Here is a 2,177-nt window from a genome sequence, read left to right as displayed (position 1 = left end):
GCCGCCGTCCGACGGACCGTTGGCGGCCTGCGTGGTGCCGTACTGCCCGTTGACGCCGTCGTGCTCACCGCTGTCGAGGTTGTCGTCGGCTCCGAGGTACACCTGGCCACCCGTCAGGAGGCTGGCGGCGGAGGCATCGGGCGTGCCCGCGTCGACCTGGGGCTGGACCGTCGGCGCTCCGGAGGGAGGGCTCCACTTGGTCGGGTCGAGCGGGCAGGGCTTCGAGCCCTGGCCGGCCAGGTACGCGGCCTCCTCGGCGCCGTACAGGGCGATGTCCTCGAGGCCGCACTGGTTGGCCGGGACGGGCTGGTAGTTGGTGTCGATCTTGGCGCCGACCGACGGCCCTGACGCCGGCGTGCCGGGGATCTCACCGTTCGGCGTCACCGACACGTCGGCCGAGTGAACGTTCTGTCCCTGCGCCTCCTGCCCGGTGCCGATCTGCGCGTAGCGACGTCCGGAGGCATCGGAGACGTTGACCTTTCCGTTGTGGCAGCCGGGCTGGGCCGCCTGGGTCGCGTTGGCGTCGGCATTCGGCGCGCAGTCCTGCTGGCCCGGGCTGTAGCCCCCGGTGCTCACCGCCTCGGCCACGCCTGCTCCCGCCACGACCAGCGCCACCACGCCCAACACCGCCGCCCCCACCCTGACCTTGCGCATCGCGCCTCCCAGCAAACCGCGAGCAGAGCCCGTGTGCCTGGTCGTTCGACCCCGCCGGCCCCATACCTGCCGCCAACGCGCGAATCTACCCAATTGCTGACGTTTGCGTCAGGGTTGGCGTTGCTGACGGCGGCGGCGGCGACCGCTATTGGCGCGGTGGGAAGACCCGCCGGAACCGTCGGCGCCGAGCCTGGACCATCAACAGCGTGATGCCGGCGTTGGCGGCAGGACGGGGCCGAAGGGGCTCAGGAGGGCGCCGCGACTCCGATGCCGGCGTCCCTTTCGGAGCGGCCATGGCCTGGATGATTCGCCGCCGGCACGCGCGTTCCTGCCTGAGTGGACGGCCGGTAGCCAGTGTCACCCGTTACCGTGTGGCCGATGGACGCTCCCGAACGCCCTCGCGGGCGTCTGCCGACGGGCCGAGCCGGCCTTCCGACCGATCGCGTCGATGCGGCTCGTTCTCCCGGCCCCCGGCTGCCTGCCCGGGAGCGCCGTCGCCAGCTGCTCGACGTGGCCCTCGAGGTCTTTGCCACCAACGGCTTCCACGTCACGTCGATGGATGACATCGCCGAGGCCGCCGGCGTCACCAAGCCCGTGCTCTATCAGCATTTCCGGTCGAAGCGGGCCCTCTACCTCGAGCTGCTCGACGACGTGGGCGCCCGTCTGATGGAAGCGATCACCAAGGCCACGGCTACCGCCGCCGGGCCTCGCCAACAGGTCGAGGCCGGGTTCGCCGCATATTTCCGTTTCGTCGCCGTGCACGAGAATGCCTTCCGATTGCTGTTCGGGAGCCTGGCCCGGCGAGACGAGGAGTTCAGCGCCGCCGTCCGCCGCGTCGAGGACTCGATCGCCGGGGCTGTCGCCGACCGGATCGATGCCGACATCGACACCGCCCACCGCAAGTTGCTCGCCTACGCAGTGGTCGGGATGGCCGAGGGGGCCAGCGGCCACGTGGTCACCCGGCGCTCGCTGGCGGCGCGCGACGACGGCGACGGGGCGACAGGAGCCGATCGGGGTGCCGGCGAGGAGATCGACATCGATCCCGACGAGCTCGCGCACCGCATCGCCGAGCTGGCCTGGGCGGGCCTACGGGGCGTCCGAAGCTCCTAGACACTCGTCATCGGTCCCCGCCGCCTTGTCGGGGCTGGGGGTCGTACCGGCGCCCGATCAGGAGATGGAGCTCAGATGCACCACGTACCACTCGCCTCGCCACGAGATGAGCGACACCACCGCGAACGACTGAGCCCGGCCGTCGACGGTGTAGCGAATCCGCGTCCCGTAGACCCGCCAGTAGCCGATCTTGTTGTACTCGACCCCGGGCGTGATCCACTCGGCCTGTGACTGCGGCACGTCGATGCCGACGAGCTGAGCCTGGGCGGCGTTCGCACCGAGGCTCCGATGAAGCGAGTGGATGTCGCGCCCGTAGGCCGCGACCAACCGGTTCTGCCAGTCGTCGGCCGGGTCGGAGATGGCCTTCACCTGAAGGTACGCCGACAACGGGAAGAAGAACGGCGCCGCCGACC

General features: G+C 70.8%; 3 protein-coding genes. 1 reads left to right on the top strand and 2 read right to left on the bottom strand.

The genetic code is table 11. The annotated features are described in order from the left end of the window. Positions 1 to 654: hypothetical protein (locus VGF64_03370; GenBank protein ID HEY1633774.1), on the bottom strand; the 654-nt coding region annotated here is incomplete at its 3' end. Positions 655 to 1,032: 378 nt separating this feature from the next. On the opposite strand from VGF64_03370, the gene VGF64_03365 reads away from it, so the two are divergent. Beyond that, positions 1,033 to 1,764, top strand: a complete 732-nt coding sequence (locus VGF64_03365) for a TetR/AcrR family transcriptional regulator (protein HEY1633773.1) — start codon at positions 1,033 to 1,035, stop codon at positions 1,762 to 1,764. Positions 1,765 to 1,821: 57 nt separating this feature from the next. On the opposite strand, the gene VGF64_03360 is transcribed toward VGF64_03365, so the two are convergent. Then, positions 1,822 to 2,177: hypothetical protein (locus VGF64_03360; GenBank protein HEY1633772.1), on the bottom strand; the 356-nt coding region annotated here is incomplete at its 5' end.

It is taken from the genome of Acidimicrobiales bacterium, from assembly GCA_036491125.1.
Classification (GTDB): domain Bacteria; phylum Actinomycetota; class Acidimicrobiia; order Acidimicrobiales; family AC-9; genus AC-9.
The sequence above is the reverse complement of the archived record's forward strand: the minus strand, read 5'-3'. Positions and strand labels throughout refer to the sequence as shown.